Origin of the sequence: Methanolobus sp. WCC4, assembly GCF_038022665.1 — an archaeon.
Classification (GTDB): Archaea; Halobacteriota; Methanosarcinia; order Methanosarcinales; family Methanosarcinaceae; genus Methanolobus.
Genome location: NZ_CP150629.1, coordinates 2096369 through 2114559, shown reverse-complemented (window position 1 = coordinate 2114559; position 18191 = coordinate 2096369). Strand labels below are relative to the sequence as shown.

At 42.4% G+C, this 18191-nt stretch carries 9 protein-coding genes; 2 read left to right on the top strand and 7 right to left on the bottom strand.

Annotation, left to right across the window (positions count from 1 at the left end; translation table 11 throughout):
• Positions 1-226 precede the first annotated feature (226 nt).
• Positions 227-2341: a LytS/YhcK type 5TM receptor domain-containing protein gene (locus V7O63_RS10100; protein WP_340818387.1), complete on the bottom strand. Its 2115-nt coding sequence runs from the start codon at positions 2339-2341 to the stop codon at positions 227-229.
• Positions 2342-2923: 582 nt separating this feature from the next.
• The gene (locus tag V7O63_RS10095) at positions 2924-3505 is read right to left on the bottom strand and encodes a hypothetical protein (protein WP_340818386.1); all 582 of its coding nucleotides are present in this window, start codon (positions 3503-3505) and stop codon (positions 2924-2926) included.
• A gap of 221 nt (positions 3506-3726) precedes the next feature.
• On the opposite strand from V7O63_RS10095, the gene V7O63_RS10090 reads away from it, so the two are divergent.
• Positions 3727-5106 (top strand): PAS domain-containing sensor histidine kinase, encoded by a 1380-nt coding sequence (locus tag V7O63_RS10090; protein WP_340818385.1) that lies wholly within the window; start codon positions 3727-3729, stop codon positions 5104-5106.
• A gap of 10 nt (positions 5107-5116) precedes the next feature.
• On the opposite strand, the gene V7O63_RS10085 is transcribed toward V7O63_RS10090, so the two are convergent.
• From V7O63_RS10085 to V7O63_RS10065, 5 genes are all read right to left on the bottom strand, one after another.
• On the bottom strand, positions 5117-6685 hold the full coding sequence (locus tag V7O63_RS10085) for a PAS domain S-box protein (protein ID WP_340818384.1): 1569 nt from the start codon (positions 6683-6685) through the stop codon (positions 5117-5119).
• A gap of 129 nt (positions 6686-6814) precedes the next feature.
• Positions 6815-9835, bottom strand: a complete 3021-nt coding sequence (locus V7O63_RS10080) for a PAS domain S-box protein (RefSeq protein ID WP_340818383.1) — start codon at positions 9833-9835, stop codon at positions 6815-6817.
• A gap of 231 nt (positions 9836-10066) precedes the next feature.
• Positions 10067-12697, bottom strand: a complete 2631-nt coding sequence (locus V7O63_RS10075) for a PAS domain S-box protein (RefSeq protein ID WP_340818382.1) — start codon at positions 12695-12697, stop codon at positions 10067-10069.
• 128 nt (positions 12698-12825) lie between these two features.
• Entirely contained in the window at positions 12826-14118 is a 1293-nt protein-coding gene (locus tag V7O63_RS10070) for a hypothetical protein (RefSeq protein ID WP_340818381.1), read from the bottom strand.
• 234 nt (positions 14119-14352) lie between these two features.
• The gene (locus tag V7O63_RS10065) at positions 14353-16689 is read right to left on the bottom strand and encodes a VWA domain-containing protein (RefSeq protein WP_340818379.1); all 2337 of its coding nucleotides are present in this window, start codon (positions 16687-16689) and stop codon (positions 14353-14355) included.
• A 197-nt stretch (positions 16690-16886) separates the two neighbouring features.
• On the opposite strand from V7O63_RS10065, the gene V7O63_RS10060 reads away from it, so the two are divergent.
• Positions 16887-18188 carry a phenylacetate--CoA ligase gene (locus V7O63_RS10060; protein ID WP_340818378.1) on the top strand — a complete coding sequence of 434 codons (1302 nt, stop codon included), beginning with the start codon at positions 16887-16889 and terminating at the stop codon, positions 18186-18188.
• The last annotated feature ends 3 nt before the right edge of the window (positions 18189-18191 follow it).

Below are 18191 nucleotides of genomic sequence, written 5' to 3'. Positions count from 1 at the left end.
AATATATAGGTGCTATTATATATTTATACTTGTTTTATATAGAATACAGGCAAAATATGAAGAAGTAATGTTATATTTGTGCGTAGACCTTTCGTTCCCGTGCAAAACAGACTATTATCTATATTTATGTATGTGTGAGCTGGTTATCCCGAATCCGATAATATTTTCATATAAGTCTGCCTGAGTGAGATGTGAGTTTACTTAGTAATGCATTTGGAACCACTCGTCACTCGTTCTTCAGATCAATAGGTATTGTAAAAGTGAACGTACTTCCCTTACCAACCTCGCTTTTAACACCGATCTCACCTGAATGCATCTCTACGTAATATTTAACGATTGCAAGTCCAAGTCCTGTTCCTCCATGAGTACGGTTTGTGGATGAACTGACCTGTTTGAACGGATCGAAAATAGCTTTCTGCTGTTCCAATGGAATACCTATACCAGTGTCAGATATCGATACCTCAAAGTTCTCATTTACTGTTTTAGAATCAAAATGAATATTGCCGTATTCAGGTGTGAACTTGATCGCGTTGCTAAGTAGATTATAGATTATTTGTTTGATCTTTGTTTTATCACCATTTATTTCCAGCTCTTCGAAATCGATGTTAACTTCAAGGCCGATCCTCTTCTCCTTTATCAGAGGGTCCATTAGAGCTATGGTCTCTTCCATCAATTCTTTAAGGTCGACCATCTCAGGTGAAAATTCCATATTTCCTGATTCTATTTTTGAAATATCCAGTATATCATTGATAAGCTCCAGCAGGTGATTGCCACTTTTTGATATATTGGAAACATATTTCAGTTGCTTTTCATTCATGTCACCAAATATTTTTTCCATCAGCATCTGGGAAAAACCAATGACCGAATTAAGTGGTGTGCGGAGTTCATGGCTCATATTCGCAATGAATTCCGATTTGATCTGATTTGATTCTTCTGCCATGAATTTAGCCTGAATAAGAGCTGTTTCTGTCTGTTTGCGTTCTGTAATATCTGTTAAGAACAGAGTAAGCCCGATAACATTTCCTTCATCATCCTCAAGAGGACTGTATACATTCTCATACCAGTGTCTTTCGAGAAGAGAATTACCGTATTCTTCGATGATAGTAAAAGCTTCACCTGTGAGTGCTCTGTCAAAGTTCATTTTTGCCTTTTCCCTGTCAGAAGGATCTTTGATGTAACTGAGTATACTGAAACCAACCTCAATGCTGGCACCCCAGATGTTCTCCATTGTCATCTGATGATTCCTGTTAAAGGCGATGTACTTGTAGTCTCTGTCAAGTGCGAATATGACAACACCCTTAGGGCTTTCAATGACCTTCTGCAGGATATTGTGTGCCTGCCTGTATTTCAATTCGGTTTGTTTCAGTGCTTCTTCTGCTTTTTTACGTTCTGTGATATCAAGGGTGAAACCATCTATTAAGAACGGACCATCGTTTTCTCCGATATGTGTCCTTGCATTGAGCATCAACCAGATATGTTTACCATCTGCACGTAATATCTCAAATTCGAAATTTTCAACATGTCCCTGTTTTTTGAGGATACTTATCAGTTCTTTGCGGCGTTCCCTGTCAACATACAATTGTTCTCCTACATCCTGCATGTAATTGATGGCTTCCTCTTTATCTTCCCTTCCTATGATCCGGACCATTTCCGGGTTTGCCTGAAGGGCCTTACCATCTGAATTGGTACGAAACATCCCGACCGGGACGTTATCTATGAATTCCTGGAGCTTTTCTTCATTCTCTTTAACGGCATCCTGCATTCCTTTGCGTAACATCTGATTCTTAAGCATGGTTCCAAGCAGGAAAGTACCCAGAGGATAGATCAACATTACCGGGAAACCTATCTGTTCTATGACTTCAAATGCATAAGGCCATGGAAGCAGCAGCATACAAAAGAGCATCATAATGTGAAGTAGGATACCAAAAATGTAGAGGTCTGATCTACCAAAGAATTTGTGAAGCTTTTCGTGGAATTGTCTCCATAGCAATCCAACTATAACTGAAGATATACTGACAGTAACCCCTACAATAGCTCCCATGCCTCCCTGATAGAGGCGGAAAGATGCAACTATGATCCCTGCTATGGCCGCAGGGATCAATCCAAAGAAAAGGCCGACCGTACCAAGCAGAATAGAACGTGTGTCAAAGAACAGTCCGGGAGACAACTCCCATGGGTTCAGCATCAGGGCAATACCTATCAGACCAATGCCAATCCCTGCAGATACACTTTTTACACGTGTGTTTATGCTCTCATTGGAAAACAGGACATCGTACATGACACCTAGTGCAAGAAGTAAAGCCGCATTGTTCACCAGGGAGATCAGCATTTCAAGATTCATACAACTGCTCTTTTTAAGTGTAGATCTGTATTTGAATATGATCTTATAATCGTTCATGACGGTCAACACTTATGCAAAGAGTGCAGATTCATTCTCTTGATCAGTGTTAATGTCTAAATTGAATATGTCTTGATATTTTATGTAAATATAGTATAGTATTACATATAATTATTTATCATGTTTTGAGGTGCAGAGTCTTAGCACCCCCTTATTTCCAGTGCAAAATATACTATTATTTATATATATGTGAGCAGGTGCCGGAAAGATAACTTTCTTTGCAGGTGACGGGGTCCGGAGACTTCAACATCGATGGTCCTGTCATTGTTCAGAGGCTGATTGCAGAATAAAGATCTTGTAACTCCTCCTTCTATTGACCATCTGTAAAAGTCAGCTGCTGCGTTGTTTGCATCAATATGTTCCAAGATATCAGAATACACGAGAACAGTACGGGATCATGTTAGTTAGTGATACATGTCTCCATCTGTCCTCCTCTCTATCCATAACACACCCTTCCAGATATTTTTGTTATATATGGTTCTGCATATCGAAATTGAAGCCTGTACATTGGCTTAGTGTTTCTCCTCATGTCCAGTAACCCTTAACATATGATCGTGTCTGCTGGATATAAGGAGTTATATAGCGGAGCAGGAGCGGTACTATTAGCAGTGTAGCAATAATGTTGCCAAAGAACCATCCCTGGAATGCCGCATTGAAAGCTTCCCACTCAATTATTCCGTAAATGGCAAGCATGAGTGCTCCCCAGAGAGCACCTGTCAGGTTGTTGATAATGCAGGCAAAGAGAATGAATATTGCTATGTCCTTTTTTGTTCGTAGTCTTATATTGACACCAAAGTAGGAAAATGCAGCCAGTGGGATAAGTACCTGCCAAAGGTCTGCAAGTGACCATATGACATTCAGGGAAAAAGGCATGTCAGCAAGTATGCCTGCTCCTATCATGCAACCAAGATATGCGGATAAAGCACCTCCGATCCCATACCACAGGGCAAATACTATCATGAATGCCACGGCAAAATACATACTTGAAACACCAGGCCCGGTTGATACAGGGGATTTTACAACGGCAAATCGTGACATAAGTGAGTTCAGCAGTATCAGAAACAAAAATATGTTCACGTATGTGGAATAGGATTCTATATCTCGCATTTTAGGACTCAAAAGTGCATTTATTAAATTGTTATTGAACAACGTTATTGGTACATTATGTATTCTTATGCTACTATTACCACTGTTATATGATTCATTTTATATAATAACATTGTTATAAATGAATCGATAAGAAAAACGTTGATACCTATATCATTGTAAAAGTTCTTTGGACTATATTTCGAAAAGGAGGCCACAACATAAAAAGTGATAATAAGGGAATGGATCCTCTTCATTTGAAAGAATGGTTCAGAAGGCCATATTCAATAGCTATCACAACCCTGTTGATATTCTTCATAGTACTCTATAATGCCTGGCTCTATACAGGCAAATGGCTTGATACTGTTCTTGAAGAAGGACTTGTTCCGGGTGATGTGACATTTATCAAGGCGCTTACATTCATTTTTGTCCTTATGATTACCAATGTGATCTATATAGTGCTTAGCAGACAGGTTGCTCTGTCAAGGACAGTGGATGATCAGGGGAGGCAGCTGGTTCTGTTTGAAAGAAAATTCCAGAATTTCATTGAAAATGTTCCCGATGTTGCCGTACAGGGCTTTGACCTTGATGGTACGATACATTACTGGAACCAGGCCAGCGAGAACATGTATGGTTATGCAAAAGAGGAGGTACTGGGACACAATATGTCTGATCTTATTATTCCAGATGAAAGTGCAAATAGATTTGCAGATATTCTTTTTTCCATGAAGGATGACAGGGAATATAAACAGACATATGAAACGGTCTTTCTGGCAAAAGATGGAAGAAAGATCCCTGTATTCTCAAGCTACTCAGTTGTTCCGACATCTGATGATCGCCTGGAGATATTTTCCATGGAAATTGATCTGACCGAAAGGAAAAGGATGGAGCAGGATCTCAGGGAAGCTAAAAAGATTGCAGAGGATTCCAGTAAAGCCAGGGGAAAATTCCTGGCAAGCATGGGACATGAACTAAGGACGCCGCTGACTTCCATAATAGGGTTCTCTGATATTCTTGCAAATGACCCATCAGATTCTCTTAGCAGTGAACAGAAAAGATATGCTCAGAACATAGGAACAAGCGGATATCACTTGCTTGATATCATTAACGATATACTGGACCTATCTAAAGCAGAAGCCGGAAAGATGGAACTTCAATATGAGCATATTATGGTTCCACCGGTTATCAATGAGGTAGTGGAGGCCATGCGTGCTTCGACATCCTGCAGGAATATATCTGTCAATATCGATATAGGGCCGGAGGTGGATGTGGTAGAAGCTGACCCGGGAAAGCTGAGGCAGATACTCTACAATCTAATCGGTAATGCAGCCAAGTTCTCTCATGAAGGAGGGAACATCATTGTCCGGTCAGATGTGGTTGATTCTATGATTATTTTTGAAATTGAAGATGCTGGAGTAGGAATAAAGGAAGATGATCTTGATAAACTGTTCCAGCCTTTTTCTCAGGTAGGTGAAACTTCCACCAGGAAACAGAAAGGTACCGGCTTGGGTCTCTCTCTTGTCAAAGAACTGGTTGAGCTTCACAAGGGGGAGGTCTGGGTCAAAAGTGAGTATGGTAATTACAGCATATTTGGCTTCAGTATTCCACAAGACCGTTCTTAGTAATTGAATATCATAGATCGTTCAGGTCTGTGTTCAGTGGTATGACAAATGCGAAAGTACTACCTTCTCCGGGTTTGCTTTCAACCCATATATTCCCGCCATGCATTTCCACATATTTCTTTACAATAGCGAGTCCCAAACCGGTTCCGGGGTACTCGCGTGTAGCGCACTGGTCAAGTTGCTTGAATGGATAGAAGAGTTTGGGTCTGTTCTCATTTGAGATCCCAATGCCGGTATCTTTTATGGTTACTCTGACCATATCATTAGCAGGTCCGGCACCAATAGAGACCGTACCTTCATCTGGTGTGAATTTTATCGCATTGCTCGTAAGGTTGTAAAGTATCTGTTTGAACTTTGTCCTGTCTGCATTTACGATAAGCACAGGGTCAACATCTACGTTGACGTTTATGTTCTTTTTAGCAGCAATGGGGTCTGTCAGCATTTTCACTTCTCCGACAGCATCCTGGATAAGGAACTCCTCATAATAGAGTTCCATCTTCCCAGCTTCTACTTTGGAATAATCCAGTATATCGTTGATAAGTCCAAGCAGATGTTTACCACCAGTCAAAACATTGCTCACATATTGAGCCTGTTTTTCATTCAGCTCACCCGCAATCCCATCATTCAGCATATCTGAAAAGCCAATGATCGAATTGAGTGGAGTTCTCAGTTCATGGCTCATAGTTGCAAGGAACTGGCTCTTGCTCAGATTTGCGTCTTCAGCAACCTGCTTGGCTTCAAGCAGAGATTCTTCCGCGATCTTCCTTTCAGTAATATCCCTGCACACACAGAAGATAAGTTTCTGATCATCGAACTTAGCTGCATTTCCACTGACCTCTACATCAATGAGAGTTCCATCTTTCCTTTTCTGCTTTGTTTCATGAATAACTCCCACGCTGTCGGCAAGCCGGACCATTTCCAGAAGTTGTTCACGTGTGTAGTTCGTGTCCCAGTCCCACATGTACAATGACAGCATTTCTTCTGGTGTATATCCAAGCATTTCTGCATATTTGCTATTAGCTTCGAACACCTTCCCATTCTGGTCGATGATAACTATACCATCTGCGGAATGTTCAATAAGGATCTTTCTTTTCATTATCTCTGCTTCAAGCGTTTGTCTGGTCTTTTCGTGCCCGGTAACGTCGCGAAGGATATAATATTGATGATCTTGTGGGATGGTATCAACAGGACAGAAGTAAACTTTGATATCACGAGTATTTCCAGCAGCTGTAAGATGCTTCAATAAAAAGTAATTTGAGAACTTGTTCTCAGTGCCATTTTCTTTGCCCTTTTTGTTATCAGGATATATCATTTCATGTGGCAGATCAATGATCTCCTGTAATTTCATACCAGTGATATTGCTACGGTCCCATCCAAAATTCTCACAGGCTGCTCTGTTCGCATCAATGACCAATGAGTTTTCAGGGTCGACCTTCAGTACCGCAGCTTTGTTGTTTTTAAACAATATCCTGTAAGCTGAGTCATTCTGCAATAGACAATCAAGTAGTTCCTCATCTTTATTGAGGGTCTCGGAGGGCTTATAGCTTTGATCCTGCAGACTTTTTATTGTTACTGACAATAGATCACCGGTTTTCAACAATTTACTCTTAAAAAGATATCACTTCTATTATATATAAATGTGCATCTGTTGAACACATAGTTATTCAAAACAATTTCTTCACATCTCAGGCAGAAATTTCAGGCGATCTCATTGATACTCATTGCTGCTGATGGGTATCATGAATGTGAAGGTACTCCCTTTACCAACCTCACTATGCACATCGATCTTTCCGTTATGCATCTCCACATATCTTTTTACAAGCGCAAGACCCAGCCCCGTTCCCTCGAATTTGCGCGTCATGAAACTGTCGATCTGTTTGAATGGTTCGAATATCATTCCCTGTTGTTCTTCAGGGATGCCTATTCCGGTATCTGAGATCGCTACATGAAGTTTGTCATCGATACATTTTGCTTTGATATCGATGCTTCCTTTTTCAGGTGTGAACTTAACAGCATTGGAAAGGATATTGTGCAATACATCCTTTATCTTTGTCCGATCAGCACATATATCCATGTTGCAGCCCTGTATATCAGTTGTTATCTCAATGGACTTTTTCTTTGCAGCTGGCCTGATAGTTGTTGCAGCATCTTTTAACAGGTCGTCTACTATGAACTGGCTGCGATTGAGTTTCATTTCTCCTGATTCGACCTTTGAAAGGTCGAGTATGTCGTTGATAAGTTCTATCAGGTGATTCCCGCTTCTAAGGACATTGGATACATAAGTTGCCTGCTTTTTATTCAATTCTCCTGGTATCCTTTCATTGAGCATCTGTGAAAAGCCTATGATCGAATTGAGAGGTGTTCTTAGTTCATGGCTCATATTGGCAAGGAACTCTGATTTTGCTCTGCTGGCCTTTTCTGCTGTTATCTTGGCTTGCAGCAATTCCTCTTCTGCCCTTTTGCGTCTGGTCACATCCCTGCATACCGAGAAAATAAGTTTATCTCCATCAAATATTGCGTCACTCGAGCTGATCTCCAGGTCCAGAAAAGTACCATCTTTGCGGCGAACTACGGTTTCGATATAATTATCGTTATGGGCAATCGTCTCATACTCTTTAAAATCTTCTTCATTCGACAGGTTTACATCCCAGTCCCATACATTTAATCTGATGATCTCTTCCGGGGAATATCCAAGCATTTCTGCAAACTTCTGATTAGTTTCTACAACCCTGCCCCCTTCATTAAAAACAACGATCCCATCGCTGGACTGATCGATCAGGATACGCCTCCTTATAGCATCTTCCTGGATCTTACGTTCAGATTCCTTGCGCTTTGTAATATCCCTGCACACAGAGAATATCAATTTCTCTCCGCCAAATGTGACATAGCTTGCACTTATCTCAATATCAAGGAACTTTCCATCTTTGCACCTTAATGTTGTCTCTAAATATAATTCAGTATCTTCATGCTCTTTGATGTGTTCGACCATTTCTTCAGGTTTCATGTGAGCATCCAGTTCCCATATATGCATTTCAGTGAGTTCTTCATTCGAATACCCGGTCATCTCCGCATATTTCCTGTTTGTTTCCAGTATTTTTCCATTCTGATCGAGAATGATCATCCCATCACTGGACTGCTCTATGAATATGCGTCTCCTGATCGCATCTTCTTCCATCTTCTTTTCTGCTTTTTTATGGTCGGTAATATCCTGTATGGTGCCGATCACAACATTTTGCTCAGCAAAATATTCAGCAATAGAATGTATATAACGGATAGCTCCGTCATTACGTCTCTTTATCCTGAAATGGACATCATAAGGTGCTTTTCCTGCGACCAGGTCACTTAAGGCCCTGTCCAGCATTGATCGATGGTCAGAAAGAGGGATCGTTTGTACCTCTTTGATGGTGAATTGCTCTTTTTCTAATCCATATATCCTGAGAGCTTCTTCGGAAGCCTCAACCATTCCTGAATTAAGATCGAACTGCCAGCTTCCGAAATGACCAACACTCTGTGCAGTCCGCAGTTTCAACTCTCTCTTCTTTAATTCATCCTCGGTCTGTTTTCTCTGGGTAATGTCCCTGGCAACACCTAATACGCCTATCAGGTTTCCATCAGCATCATACATTGGGCTTTTGATAGTCTCGATATATTCATGATGCCCGTCATCAGCGTAGGTGACCTTTTCCTCGTTGATCGCAGGTATACCTGCATTTATTGCTTCCCTGTCTTTTTGTACAACGTAATCCGCGAGATCCTTTTCCAGAAGATCATAATCTGTTTTCCCAATGATCTCTGATTCCTTTACACCGACCAGTCGTTCGAATTTAGGATTACATGCAAGGAATGTGCCATTGACATCTTTTAGCCACACAAGGTCAGGCAAACTATCTACCAGTGTGCGTAATTGTCCTTTGCTTTCTATGAGGGACCTTTCGGCAGACTCCAGGTCGGTTGTATCCTCGCCAACACTGGTAATGCTTTTAACATTCCCATCGCTATCCCTGAAAACCGTATAGTTCCATGCTATCAGTTTCCTGTTGCCTTCCCTTGTGACGATCTCATTACTATGGTATGATGGCACATCCACTTTTTCCAGTATACTTGCAAAATATCCCCTTATCTCGGGAACGATATCAACCGGGAGGAAAATATCGAACCAGTTCCTGTTGAGGATCTCCTCTCTTTTCCAGCCTGTCAGGTCCAGTAGAAAATCATTACAGAAGATAACTTTCCCCTCAGTGTCGAGTGTAACTCCAACAAGCTGCAGGTTGTTGAGTAACGAATGGATACATCCCTGATGGTCAATATGCTCGTTTTCGCAACTATTTCTTTCAGTTATGTCGATGTTCTGCAGAATAATATTTGCAGGATAGTCTTTTGAAAGAGGTCTGACCTTCATCTGGAACCTGTGTTCGTGTTCAGAGGCTTCAGGTGTATATTCAAAAGTGAATGAGTTTTCAAAGCCGTCGATAACGTCACAGATGCCTTTGACCATGAAGGAAGATTTGTCTGCATTCTCTGTATCCTGAGAGTTTTCATCTATTAACTTTTCAATTCCATCGTTATCTTTGAAAAGACCGATATCATAGCTTTGAACAAATTCTTTCCAGCTTTCATTACAATAGGTAATGGTCCTGTCCGGTGCAATAATGACAATGCCATCTTCCTGATGATCAATAGGGGTAGTTTTCTGAATAAAGGCAGGATCATTGTCAGTATTTTCGGGCATGTCTGATGGCACCATATTTATGCGCTTATTTTTATAATGCTCAGTATTTATAGGTTTTCATGATGGTACTTATCGATAAGTAATATCATGGTCTGCAAAACCTTAAAAATAAATAATATGTGTTATTAGAAAGACAGGCAGGTATTCTGATGGAAAAGTTCGTTCTTGCGGGCATTATCAATATAGTTCTGGTGTTATTATATATTTGAAAAGAGGCATGACGATCTTTGTTCATGCTTTCCTGACTGTGACCCAGAACACGCTTCCCTGTCCGTCAGGTCTGTCATCCACTCCGTACTTGCCACCATGCATCTCTATTATCCTTTTAACGATGGCAAGTCCCAGTCCTGTTCCTTTGACACCTCTTTTATCAGCACGATGGAAGCGATTGAACAGCAGGGGCTTTTCCTCGTCAGGAATGCCCGGTCCGTGGTCAGCAACACTTACTTTCCACATTTTCTCTTCATCTTCAAGGGTGATATCTATAGTACTTTTATTCGTGCTGTATTTGATGGCATTGGAAAGAAGATTTGCGAATACCTCTTCTATAACTGGGTTGACACGGGACAGGTACTTTCCATCTGTGGTTATCTTAACTTCCTGCTCCTTCATTTCAAGCTGGGTGCCGAAACTCTCGATGACCATTTTTATGACCGGTACGAGATCAAGTTTCTCAAAGGTTATCTCCTCTTCTTTCTGAAGCTTTGCCAGCTTTGTAGCCGTTTCCAGCAATTCAATAAGCCGGTCATTGTTGTCCCTGACCTTCTCTGCCAGTTTTAGTGTCTCTTCATCCTTTATTGTAAGGAGCAGTTCTTCAGTGTAGCCTTTAACAACACTTGCCGGTGTCAGCAGGTCATGCCTGATGATATCTGTAAAAAGGTCTTTGAGCTCGTTCGAATGTTTGAGCTCGCCTGCATAACGCTTTAACCTGTCTTCCGCCTTTTTGCGCTCAGTAACGTCTCTTGCTACTGAAATAATAGCTTCTTCGCCCTTATATTCAATAAGTCTGGAGTTGATCTCAAGTGGTAGTAAGTCCCCATTTTTCCGTATATAGGGTATTTCGAAGATGATCTTCTTATCTTTCATTATACGTTCGGTGTAAGCATCCATGAGGGGCTGTAGTTCAGGTCTTACTATGTCCTTTGGTCCCAGCTCAAGCATTTCTTCTTTTGTGTAACCGCTTGAATGGAGAACGGCCATGTTAACATCGATGAAATTGCCATATGGTCTGTGGATGAATATCTGGTCATCTATGTTATTGAATATCGTTTTGAGGTTCTTCTCCGATTCCACGAGAAGTGCTTCCATCTTTCTGCTCTCTGTGATGTCCTCTCCGGAGCTTATCATTCCGATGCGTTTTCCGTTCTCATCTTCCAGTGGTACATCGTGCCAGAATATCAACCTCTCCTCGCCTTCTCCTGTAAGCAGGAGATTCTCAAAGTACTGTGGGGGGTCGATCTCGCCAGCCATTACTTTGTGAAATGCTTCTCTGGTGGGCTCCCTGACACTTTCCGGCAGAAAATCGGTGAACCAGTTCCTGCCTATGATATCTTCCTTCGTATATCCCAGTATTTCGGCACCAACCTTATTGACGAAGATGATCTCAGCATCACTATTGGTTATTCCTATTATTGAACCAACCACGTCGAGGTAGTTCTCCAGCCGGTCCCTTTCTTTCTGGAGAAGTTCTTCAGTACGTGCCCTTTCACTGATATCCCTGATGATAAGCAGGTCAGCTTGCTGTCCTTCATAGTCTATTATAGACCAGTTTGCCTCAACGGGTATTATCCTATCCTCTTTTGTTACCAGTTCCATGTTGAAGAGTTCATTGCCATTCAGGTCTGATCTCTGTTCCCTGAACCAGTTTTTGGATATCTTATGGTCCTCTTCAGGAATGATCATCAGATACTCCCTGTCCGTGAGGTCTTCAGGCACGTATCCGGTTATCTCCAGTATCCTTGAGTTTGCGAACACTATTTTTCCATTCTGGACAATGAGAATACCATCGTTGCTTTTTTCCACGATGGTGGAATATTTCCTCTCCGATTCTTCCAGTTCGGTCTCAGCTTTTTTTGCTTCCGACCTGTCCGTTGCAACACAGAGGAAACTCTCATTCTTATCGTCAAGTGGTTTGCATTTGACACTCATCGGTATGGTCTCACCTGTATCACATCTATGTTCCAGTTCAAAAGTGGAATGTCCGTTCAGAATAGTATCTGTTACCGGGAATGATTCTCTGAAGCCCTCTGCACACTGTGACATGATATCTGTTATGTTCATCTGTCTCAGTTGTTCTGCAGTATATCCGGTACATTCCATGAAATTAGTGTTAAAATCAAGAATTGTGCCATCATGATCCAAAATGAATATGTAGTCATCTATCTTCTCGCAATAGTCCCTTGCTATCTTTGCCCTGTTCCTGAGGTCTGCAACTTCTTTTCTTTTCTCAAAGAAGACTGATATCATCCTCGCTATAAGACCAAGCAGTCTCTTATACTCCTCGATCAGATGAGCATCATCGATATTCTTCCTGTCCATGTTCCTGACGGCAATCCTGATGGTGCCTTCTTTAGTACCGTCAATAACGATGTCACTCCTGAGGACAAGTTCCTCCTTTTCACATGAAAAGGCTTCACATTTCATGTCCATCCATTCTATTCCCGCGGCTACGTTCTCGGGTTCGGGGAAAATGGAGGGGATTCGGTCGATCAGTATTTCCATTACTTCTTCGATCGGTGCATTGTCAAGTATGATCTCAACAATATCTGCCAGATTCCCTATGGCATTCCCTTCTGTTTTTTCGGTATTCATCTTCCACTTTCCCACAAATGAATAAAGACTACCGTAGGCATTAGATCTCATTGTGGTCCCCACTGACCACATACCTATACGTATTTTAGGTTTATAAAATTATCCAAAAATGTAATATTTTAATTCAGTTTTATTTATCTCCTGAAGTTAATAAAAGAAAGTTTTCAGTAGGAAAGTTATCAGGAGTACAGATAATTCTCAATGAAGGTTATGTCCTGGTCAGTGTATGAAGAAGTTATCTCCAGGAAATCTGAGTTGTCGATGTCACTTCCTGAACTGATGAATTCCCTATTCATTTCCTTCAGCGTGCTGACATCAGTTGTCTCATACAGTGTGTATGTAAGGGCAAATGCCTTCTTATATCCGAAATCAACAAGTTTGCCATTTGAAGTATCATCAATGCTTTCGGGAGTGTTCCAGTCAGCCAGTGGATGATCGTATTCCTCTTTCAGGCTTTCATACTTGCTGAGGAATCTGTCACGTCTTGAAGTTGCTTCTTCCGGTTCCATCTCTGCCAGTACCAGATATGTGTACAGGTCAGCGTAACCCTCGTCCATCCACAACTGGTCGAAGTTGCAGGCACGTGTCCAGTAATGTGCCAGTTCATGTATGAGTATTCCATGGTTGGATGTGTAGAGGAGCCAGATACCGCTGCGACCTTCATTGTAACCACCGTAACCACCTGTCTCTGTGATGTTGGCCTGTGTGATGGTTATATTGTAGTTTGCTGGATATGCAATTCCCCATTTGTCCTCAAGGAGTTCCAGACCTTCAATGGTCGTCTGCATGATGTCCTGTGCCCATTCTTCTTCCCCTTCCCAGTATCGTATGGTCACATCTACATCCCTTTCATCAAGGTGTGCTGTTTCTACAAGTGTCATGCGTGGTGATGACCTGACAGAACTGACCGTGCAGGCTTTATCCCATTCCTGGCCTTTTTCGAACTTGTAGATGCTTGAGTATGATCTCTCTTCAACCTCATAGTCGTCCCTGCTGAGATGTGTATCAAAATCAGATGGAACTTCAAGTGTAACATCTATGTTATCCCCATATTCATTTATGGAGAAACTGGCTGTGTTCCTGTTAGCTTCAAGTTCGTAGGTCACATGGAATGTGTAACTTTCCTCATACCAGACCTTCTTGTTGAAGTAAAAGACATGATAGCCTTCAGAAGCTATGGAAAAGGTCATTGCTCTCTCATCGTCAAAGACCTGAACGTTCATTGCAGCTTCAGGCAGATAGTAGTTGTAGTTGGAGTAGTAACCTCTCCAGTATTTGGTGTCACTGTTGTAGTTATGGAATGTAATTTCTTTTGAGACCTTTACTACTCCTTCTTCAGGTACCAGTTTATAGCTGGAGCTTATGTCAGTTGAGATATCGCTGCTGTCGGCTACTGCTGATTGCATAGTGAACAGGAAAATGACCAGAAGTATCGTTCCTGTAAGTAACCTACGTTTTTCAGGATATCTCATTGCTATCTAATGAGAGGACTGAATGTACACGGTTTAAACCATTATGACATCATGTCATAATTCATGTACATGAAATATGTTAATGTGTACATAAAATCAAATAAATACAGTCAAAATTATAATATTATGCTGGCATATTTGAATATATATGTACAAATATAATTATTGGGCGCTGGAATTGGACTTCTGGTGTTGCAGGGGAAATTTACGGTCACAAAAGCAATTTTTATAGAACTAGGTAGTTATCCTCTTGTACAACACCGGCAAACTCTCAGGAAGCGAACTTGCATCATCTATTATAGTATAACCTGAATCGGAGAAGATATTATCAAGATAATTGCCGGGTTCATTATCCACGGTTATACAGAAGAGCTGTATTCCTTTTGCCCTGCCTTCATTTATCGCGACCCTTGTATCCTCTTCGGCAATGTTTCCTTTATAGGCGTTCTCCCCGCGGGAGGTGTCAAAGGGTTCGCCATCTGACAGGAGTATTATTATCTTTGTCTTTGCGTCTATTTTTTCAAATTTCCTTATCGCATGTCGGATGGCAGGTCCGAGCCTGGTATTTGATACCGGCTCAAGCTGGCTTATCCTGCGTGCAACATCATCAGAGAGTTCCTCGTCGAACTCCTTAATGACAAAGTACTCGACATCATCCCTTGACTTACCTGAAAAGGCATGGATGGCATATCTGTCACCTATGCTCTCAAGGGCTTGTGTCATGATGATGAGTGAATCCTTCTCGACATCCAGTATGCTCTTTCCCTCGAAGTCGATCACTTTATGGGTGGAATAACTTACATCTACAAGGAAAAGGGTTGCAACATCCCTTTCATGCTTGTCCCATCTGAGGTAGAGTCCCTCATTGGGGTTCACACCGCACTTCCTCTGTATCAGATTATCGATGAAGGCATCGATATCTATCTCTGTCCCGTCGGTCTGTTCCTTCATCCTGCGGAACGTTTCCGGCTTCATCCTGTTGAATATCTGCCTTATCAGTGCTATCTCGTTCCTGTATTCTTCTGACGAATCCCTGTAATATTCATCTGACATCCCGAAAGGTTCGACCTCATTGACAACACACCATTCCGGTTTGTAGCCATTGATAACGGCATCCCATTCATCGTACCTGTACCTTCCAAGGATGTTCCAGTTCTTTTTCGAAGCATATGTAGGCTGGCGCCTGCCCTCTTCTTCCAGTGGTATCTCTTTCTCTTCTGTGAGTTCGATCTCTTTTTCGGGGATGAATTGCCTGATGATATTCTCATGCTGTCGGGAGGAAAGCGGATCCTTCCGGTCATGCACTCCTATACTCACTCCACGGTAGTCGATGTTCTTCAGTGGTTCGTAATCCTTCTGGCTTAGCGGACCCATTTTTGCATCAAGCATAGTATATATGTTGAAGGTTGCATCAAGTGCGTCAATAATTGATGATCCCTCCCGGAAGATGCTGTCCTTAAGCAGGTTCCTGACCTGGTCCAGAAGGGGTGTTATCTCCCTGCCCGCATCATGGACAGGTTCATGTCCCGTGGATATCCACAGAAGTGATTCCATGAACCCTTCAAGACCTCCACCGGGAGCTGGCCTTGTCAGAAGCATCAGGTGTCTTATTCTCTCAAGGTCCGAGCGAACTCCCGCATAACGTTCCATTATCATGTGCTCTACCCTTGCATCCTCAAGAACTCCCAGTATGGTCCCTGCAAGTGCCTGATTCGGGAAAAGAGCTATGATATCGTCAATGCCTACAAGACCCACAGCCTGCATTCCCGGTAAAGGGATCCTTTTCTTCATGGTGGAGTACCTTTTCCTGATGTCTGCCATCAGTCCTGCTGCATCTTCGTGTTCGACCTTCAGGGAACTGAAACGGACATGTCCGACCTCATGCATTATGCTTAGTTTGTATATCCTGAAATTATCTTCGCTATCACCGTATTTGTTTATCCGGGGTGCAAGGTAGATGGTGTTACCTGCAATAACAGGGTTTATGGCATCCATGTCATCCTTTGTCTGTAGCTCCCTCCGGGACCGAATATTGAAATTCACGCCTGACAAACCAAGGGCATAGTATCGGAGGACCGTTATGATATCGCTCAATGCTGTTGACCCTTTGATGTTCTCAATGAATTCCTTTGAGATTTCAGACCCAAGGGAGAAATAAGGTCTTCCAGAGGAAGGATTATCTTCAAAGACAGATAAGCCATTCAGGACCCACTCTTCCAGTTCACTGGCACCGAGTTCCTTCAGGAGTGGTGGTGAAAATGAAAAATAATCGATTGCCAGGTCCTTGCTCTGCTCAAATATCTTAATACCGATGCCTGCCCATTTCCTGATAATCTCTGTTCCTTCATTCTCTGCGACAGCTGGAAGACCCTCAAGGAAAAGTCCTGCAAGCATCCAGTCAGTATCAAGGAGCAAGCGTGTGGTCCTGAGGATCTCGCCACGATGTGTCGGGCTGGACTTGTTCAGAACATTGAGAAAAGTCTTATGATCCCTTCCGGGGAATCTGGACTTGATGAGTTCTATCAGTTCCTCTTCGCTCATATCCTTGTTTTCTGTCACATCATCTGACAAGATATTTTCACTCCATGATCCGGCTTTTGTAAGATCTCCTGTACAGGATCTTCAGTTCGGTCCTATTTATGGTTAAATAGCAAAGTTAATAACTTCTGTCCTCCGGCCATATTTTGACGAAAAGAATATGTATCTGCAAAAAGGTTTAAACACCTTAAGCTCACTCCTATGAGCAGATATTTTCCGGAGATTTTTTTATGAGATACTGGCAGCCAAAATACGAGACCATGAAAAAGGACGAACTTGCCGAACTACAACTGAAACGCTTGAAGAAGACGGCTGCAGCAGTCTATGATAATGTTCCTTTTTACAAAGAGAAGTTCAAACAACTTGGCATAAAGCCTGATGATATAAGGTCACTTGATGATATCAGCAAATTACCTACCACAAAGAAGACCGACCTCAGGGATAACTATCCATTCGGGCTCTTTGCTGTCCCTAGGAAGGATATAGTGAGGATCCATGCATCATCAGGTACCAGCGGGAAGCCAACTGTTGTCGGGTATACCCAGAACGATATAGAGAACTGGTCCGACCTCATGGCAAGGAACCTTACCATGGTGGGTCTTGACAGCAATGATGTCTTCCAGAATGCTGTGAACTACGGACTATTCACAGGTGGCCTTGGTTTCCATTACGGTGCCGAAAGAATGGGTGCCATGACCGTCCCGAGCGGAACCGGGAACACTGCCAGACAGCTTGAGATGATGATGGATTTCGGCGTCACTGCAATTCATTGTACTCCATCCTATGCGCTCTATCTTGCAGAAACGGCTCAGGAGATGGATATCGTGGACAAGCTCTCTCTCAGGGTAGGATGTTTCGGTGCTGAGCCATGGTCATCAAATACAAGGAAGCAACTGGAGAATTCCCTTGGCATAAAGGCATACGATTCATACGGTCTATCCGAACTTATGGGCCCGGGAGTTGCCTTCGAATGTGAGGAACAGGATGGTCTCCACATATGGAGCGACCATTTCTATGTCGAGGTACTTGATAAGGAAGGTGAACAGGTCGCTGAAGGTGAGAAGGGTGAACTCGTTCTCACATCCCTGACAAAGGAAGCTTTACCGATCATCAGATACAGGACCGGTGATATCACAAGGTTACTGGAAAATGAATGTTCATGTGGTCGTACCACACAGCGCATATCCAGACTTCTCGGAAGGGCCGATGACATGCTCATAGTCAGGGGAATAAACGTCTTCCCTTCACAGATAGAGGATGTCATTGTGGACATACCCGAGGTCACAGAACACTTCCAGGTCATCCTTGACAGGAATGCGAAGATGCTCGATGAGATCACTGTGAGGGTGGAACTCGAGGACAATGCATTCACAGGTGAGCTGAAGGACCTTGCCGCTGTTCGCAAACACGTTGAGAACGAACTTAAGAGCGTGCTCAACATCAGGACCAATGTGGAACTGACCGAGAAAGGTAACATTCCACGCACAGCCGGGAAGTCTAAAAAAGTAATTGACAAAAGGGATGCTCTGTGAGCA

Excerpts from the sequence above, each read along its gene's own strand:
- V7O63_RS10070 (WP_340818381.1), bottom strand. The coding sequence starts at position 14,118 with ATGAGATATCCTGAAAAACGTAGGTTACTTACAGGAACGATACTTCTG.
- V7O63_RS10090 (WP_340818385.1), top strand. The coding sequence starts at position 3,727 with ATGGATCCTCTTCATTTGAAAGAATGGTTCAGAAGGCCATATTCAATA.
- V7O63_RS10060 (WP_340818378.1), top strand. The coding sequence starts at position 16,887 with ATGAGATACTGGCAGCCAAAATACGAGACCATGAAAAAGGACGAACTT.
- V7O63_RS10080 (WP_340818383.1), bottom strand. The coding sequence starts at position 9,835 with ATGCCCGAAAATACTGACAATGATCCTGCCTTTATTCAGAAAACTACC.
- V7O63_RS10095 (WP_340818386.1), bottom strand. The coding sequence starts at position 3,505 with ATGCGAGATATAGAATCCTATTCCACATACGTGAACATATTTTTGTTT.
- V7O63_RS10100 (WP_340818387.1), bottom strand. The coding sequence starts at position 2,341 with ATGAATCTTGAAATGCTGATCTCCCTGGTGAACAATGCGGCTTTACTT.
- V7O63_RS10075 (WP_340818382.1), bottom strand. The coding sequence starts at position 12,697 with ATGAGATCTAATGCCTACGGTAGTCTTTATTCATTTGTGGGAAAGTGG.